This window comes from Isoptericola sp. NPDC060257, assembly GCF_042726645.1.
GTDB lineage: Bacteria > Actinomycetota > Actinomycetes > Actinomycetales > Cellulomonadaceae > Isoptericola > Isoptericola nanjingensis.
The window spans coordinates 1-4,435 of record NZ_JBHXAW010000325.1 but is presented as its reverse complement, the minus strand read 5'-3'; the positions used below and the strand labels follow the sequence as shown (position 1 = coordinate 4,435).

Below are 4,435 nucleotides of genomic sequence, written 5' to 3'. Positions count from 1 at the left end.
GTCATCGGTCCTCGCCCTCCGGATACGTCGAGTCCAGTACGGCCGTGCAGAGCGCGGCCACGTCCTCCCGCCCTAGCCCCGCTTTCCGCGCCCGCGCGGCCCACTCGGCCAACTCGGCCTGGAGGGGCCCGGTGTTACTTGCCCTGGTTCGCGACCGCCGCGATGGCGTCCTTCGCGGCCTCGGGGTCGAGGTACGTGCCGCCCGGGTTGGTCGGCTTCAGCGTCTCCTCGTCGAGCTCGTACACCAGCGGGATGCCCGTGGGGATGTTCAGCCCGGCGATGGTCTGGTCGTCGACGCCGTCGAGGTGCTTGACGATGGCGCGCAGCGAGTTGCCGTGCGCGGCGACCAGGACGGTCTTGCCGGCCTGGAGGTCCGGGACGATCTCCCCGTCCCAGTACGGCAGGGCCCGGTCGAGCACCTGCTTGAGGGCCTCCGCGCGCGGGATGGGCTCACCGGCGTAGCGGACGTCCGAGTCCTGCGAGAACTCCGAGCCCAGCTCGATCTCGGGCGGCGGCACGTCGTAGGAACGGCGCCAGAGCATGAACTGCTCCTCGCCGTACTGGTCGCGCACCTGCTTCTTGTCCTTGCCCTGCAGGTCGCCGTAGTGGCGCTCGTTGAGGCGCCAGTTGCGCTTGACCGGGATCCAGTGGCGGTCGGCGGCGTCGAGGGCCAGGTTCGCCGTGTTGATGGCGCGGCGCAGCAGCGACGTGTGCACGACGTCGGGGGTGACGCCCGACTCCTTGAGCAGCTCGCCGCCGCGCTTCGCCTCCGCGGTGCCCTTCTCCGACAACGGCACGTCCACCCAGCCGGTGAAGAGGTTCTTCGCGTTCCACTCGCTCTCGCCGTGGCGGAGCAGCACGAGGGTGTAGGTCATGGGGTCCATCCTGCCTGCTGCCCGGCGCCGCCCGCACCGCGGGTCGGATCCCGGACTCGCGCCGTCCGGATCGAGCGGCCGGGTCAGGAGTCCGCGCGCTCGAGCACGAACACGGGGATCTCGCGGTCGGTCTTCGTCTGGTAGTCCGCGTAGTCGGGGTACGCGGCGACCGACCGCTCCCACCAGAGCGCCTTCTCGTCGCCGGTGACCTCGCGCGCGACGTACTCGTGCTTCTCCGGGCCGTCCTGGAGCTCCACCCGCGGGTTCGCCAGCACGTTGTAGTACCAGACCGGGTGCTTCGGGGCGCCGCCCAGCGACGCGACGACGGCGTACGTGCCGTCGTGCTCCACGCGCATCAGCGGGGCCTTGCGGAGTGCGCCGGTCTTCGCGCCGACGGTCGTGAGGATGACGACGGGCATCCCGCGCATCGTCGTGCCCTTGGTGCCGCCCGAGCTCTCGTACTGCTCGACCTGGTTCGCGGCACGGGTGGACGGGCTGGGGACGTACTCTCCGGTGATCGGCATGCCACGTGCAATTCCCCGCCCGGGCGATCCATTCCCGGGCTACCGCGACGAGCGGGCCCGGTGCACCTTCGCCGCCTGGGCGTACACGTCGAGCATCGCCGCGGCGGCGCGGTCCCAGCTGAAGCGCTCGCTGGCGCGCCGGGCACCGGCGGCGAGGCGGGCGCGACGCTCGTCGTCGGCGAGGAGGTCGCCGAGCTCGCGCGCCCACGTCCACGGGCTGTGGTCGGGCACGAGGACGCCGGACGTCCCGTCCACCACGACCGTCTGCAGCCCGCCCACCGCGGCCGCGACGACCGGGGTCCCCGCCGCCTGCGCCTCGGCGGCCACCAGGCCGAACGACTCGTTGTGCGACGGCACCGCGACGACGTCCGCCGCGCGCAGGTAGTCGACCAGCTCCTCGCGCGGCACCGGCGGGCGCACGTCGAGGTGGTCGGTGACACCGACCTGGTGGGCCAGCGCCTCGAGCTCGCGCACCGCCGTCGCGCGGCCGCTGGCGCCGCCCAGCACGACAAGGGTCGGCACGCGCGAGCCGCCGCCGTCGCACCACGCCTCGGGCTCGGCCGCGTCGCCGGAGCTCGCGTGGTCGGCCAGCACCCCGAGCGCGCGGACCAGGACGTCCGGGCCCTTGAGGAGCTGGACGCGGCCCGCGAACAGCACGATCTTCCGGTCGGTGGGCAGGCCGAGCCGCTCGCGCAGGGCGCGGCGCGCCGCGTCGGCGTCCTCCCCCGCCGCGGGCTCGAGCGGGCGGAAGACCTCGAGGTCAACGCCGGGCGCCACGACGTGGACGCGGTCCGGGTCGGCGCGGTACTCCTGCTCGAGGTCACGGGCCTCCTCGCGGGTCGAGGCGACCAGCCCGTCGGCGGCCTCGACCACCTGCTCCTCCCCCACGACCCGGCCCACGGGCTCCGGGGTGTCCCCCGGGGCCAGGGCCGCGTTCTTCACGCGCGCCATCGTGTGCATGGTGTGCACGAGCGGGACGTCCCACCGCTCGGCGGCCAGCCAGCCCACCTGCCCCGACAGCCAGTAGTGGCTGTGCACGACGTCGTACCAGTGCGGCGGGCGGTGGGCTTCCGCCCGCAGGACGCCGGCGGTGAACGCGCAGAGCTGGCCCGGCAGGTCGTTCTTGTCCAGCCCCTCGTACGGGCCCGCGGACACGTGCACCACCCGGATCCCCGGCTCGACGTCGACCCAGCGCGGCTGCGCGGACGCCGTCGCGCGCGTGAAGATCTCGATCTCCGCCCCCCGGCGGGCCATGGCGCGGGCCAGCTCCATGACGTAGACGTTCATGCCGCCCGCGTCCCCCGTGCCGGGCTGGTCGAGCGGTGACGTGTGCACCGACAGCATCGCCACCCGCGGACCGGGCCGCTCGCCGGGGGTGGTCATCACGACTCCAGCACGCAGGCGGGAGGCGTCGGCAGCGCGTGCCGCGCCACCACCTCGCCGGTGCCCGTCGCGGGGTCGACCCGGACCGTCGCGAGCTCGCTGCGGCCCTGCAGCGCGACGACGACGGTCTCGGCACCGTCGGCGTCCGTGCCGGGCTGCGCGGAGCCGAGGACGGCGTGGTGGCGCGGCCACGCGCCGTCGCCGAGCGGGACGTCGGCGAGGTGCCGCAGGACCGGCGTCCCGCCGTCCGTCGCCACCGCGAGCACGGCGAGCAGGTCCGCGCCGCGCAGGCCGACGTGCAGGCGCGTGCCGTCGGCGCTCAGCGTGACGTGCGCGGGGAAGTCGCGGCCCGCCTCCGCCGCCGGCGAGACCGGCACTGCCGCCGCGGCCGTCCACCCGGCGCCGTCGCGCACCAGCACGTGCGCGCGGGCGTCGAGCTCCCCGACGACGACGAGCGAGCCGTCCGGCAGCGTGACGAGGTGGCGCGGCCCGGTGCCGGGCGGCAGGACGGCGGCGACGTCGGCCGCGGCGCCCGCCTCGGCGCCCTTGGCGGGGTACCGCCGCACGACGTCGGCTCCCAGGTCGCACACCAGCACGCCGTCGCCGGCCTCGGCCACGAAGTGCGCGTGCGGGCCGGCCTGCCGCTCGACGACGGGCCCGCTGCCCACGCCGGGGTGCGCGACGACACCCTCCGCCGCGAGGTCGCCCGTCGCCGGGTCGACGTCCACGGACGCGGCGACGCCGTCGCCGTAGTTCGCGACCCACACGGTGCCCCCGAGGGCCAGCACGTGGCACGGGTCGTCGCCCCCGGACGCGAGGGAGCCCGACGGCGCGAGCCGGGCGCCGTCGTCGGCGTCCTCCACGCGGAACGCCGAGAGCGTCCCCGCGGGGGTCTCGCCCACCGCGTAGAGCGTGCGGCCGGTCGGGTGCAGCGCCAGGAACGAGGGCGACGTGGCGGCCACGGCCGGCGCCGCCGCCTCCACCGCGCCGTCCGGGCCCAGGGCGACCCGCCAGATGCTCTCCCCGCTGCCGGGGCCACCGCCCGGCTGCGGGTAGGTGCCGACCCAGAGCTGCGCCCGCGCGTCCCGTTCCGTCATGGCCTCAGCCTATGACCGCACGACCGCCGCCCCGGAACGCGCACGACCCCCGACCGGAGCCCGGTCGGGGGTCGTGCGGGATGCTCACGCAGCCGTCAGTGGGCGGCCTCGTAGGCTTCGAGGACGGAGCTGGGGATACGGCCGCGGTCGCTCACCTTGTGGCCGTTCTCGCGGGCCCACTCGCGGATCTTGGCGAGCTGCGCGCGGTCGGTGCCGGTGCGACGGGCGGCGCTCCGCGTGCCGCCGCCCAGCCGCGTCGTGGTCTTGCGACCGTGACCGATCCAGGTGGCGAAAGCGTCCCGGAGCTCGGCCGCGTGCTTGGCCGTGAGGTCGATCTCGTACGAGACCCCGTCGAGCGCGAAGGTGACGGTCTCGTCGGCGTCGCCCCCGTCGATATCGTCGATCAGGACGATCTGCTGCTTCTGGACCACGTGAATTCCCCTCGGTCACGATATTCGGACAGAAGTGAGAATGCCCCTCGGATCACTCGATTGTCAATCCGAATCCCCGGAATGGGAATCGCGCGACAGAATTCAGCGAGTTTCGGTTTCGGAGG

The 4,435-nt window shown here is 74.6% G+C and carries 5 protein-coding genes; all 5 read right to left on the bottom strand.

The features are described 5' to 3' along the window. Positions 1 to 134 precede the first annotated feature (134 nt). The 5 genes from ACFWEK_RS19225 to ACFWEK_RS19205 all read right to left on the bottom strand — a co-directional run bounded on the left by ACFWEK_RS19225 (position 135) and on the right by ACFWEK_RS19205 (position 4,310). Positions 135 to 875, bottom strand: coding sequence for a phosphoglyceromutase (locus tag ACFWEK_RS19225; RefSeq protein WP_429766794.1), 741 nt, complete (start codon positions 873 to 875; stop codon positions 135 to 137). An 83-nt stretch (positions 876 to 958) separates the two neighbouring features. Then, positions 959 to 1,399, bottom strand: coding sequence for a nitroreductase family deazaflavin-dependent oxidoreductase (locus ACFWEK_RS19220; protein WP_430548225.1), 441 nt, complete (start codon positions 1,397 to 1,399; stop codon positions 959 to 961). 39 nt (positions 1,400 to 1,438) lie between these two features. Then, the gene (gene mshA / locus ACFWEK_RS19215) at positions 1,439 to 2,782 is read right to left on the bottom strand and encodes a D-inositol-3-phosphate glycosyltransferase (RefSeq protein ID WP_430555077.1); all 1,344 of its coding nucleotides are present in this window, start codon (positions 2,780 to 2,782) and stop codon (positions 1,439 to 1,441) included. Then, positions 2,782 to 3,879, bottom strand: coding sequence for a lactonase family protein (locus tag ACFWEK_RS19210; RefSeq protein WP_430548227.1), 1,098 nt, complete (start codon positions 3,877 to 3,879; stop codon positions 2,782 to 2,784). The genes mshA and ACFWEK_RS19210 overlap by 1 nt, the downstream gene beginning before the upstream one ends. 95 nt (positions 3,880 to 3,974) lie before the next feature. Further along, positions 3,975 to 4,310, bottom strand: a complete 336-nt coding sequence (locus ACFWEK_RS19205; protein ID WP_430555076.1) for an Lsr2 family protein — start codon at positions 4,308 to 4,310, stop codon at positions 3,975 to 3,977. Positions 4,311 to 4,435: the final 125 nt, after the last annotated feature.

What these genes read in the sequence shown, in the direction of transcription:
- ACFWEK_RS19225 (WP_429766794.1), bottom strand. Translation starts at nt 875, where the DNA reads ATGACCTACACCCTCGTGCTGCTCCGCCACGGCGAGAGCGAGTGGAAC.
- ACFWEK_RS19220 (WP_430548225.1), bottom strand. Translation starts at nt 1,399, where the DNA reads ATGCCGATCACCGGAGAGTACGTCCCCAGCCCGTCCACCCGTGCCGCG.
- mshA (WP_430555077.1), bottom strand. Translation starts at nt 2,782, where the DNA reads ATGACCACCCCCGGCGAGCGGCCCGGTCCGCGGGTGGCGATGCTGTCG.
- ACFWEK_RS19210 (WP_430548227.1), bottom strand. Translation starts at nt 3,879, where the DNA reads ATGACGGAACGGGACGCGCGGGCGCAGCTCTGGGTCGGCACCTACCCG.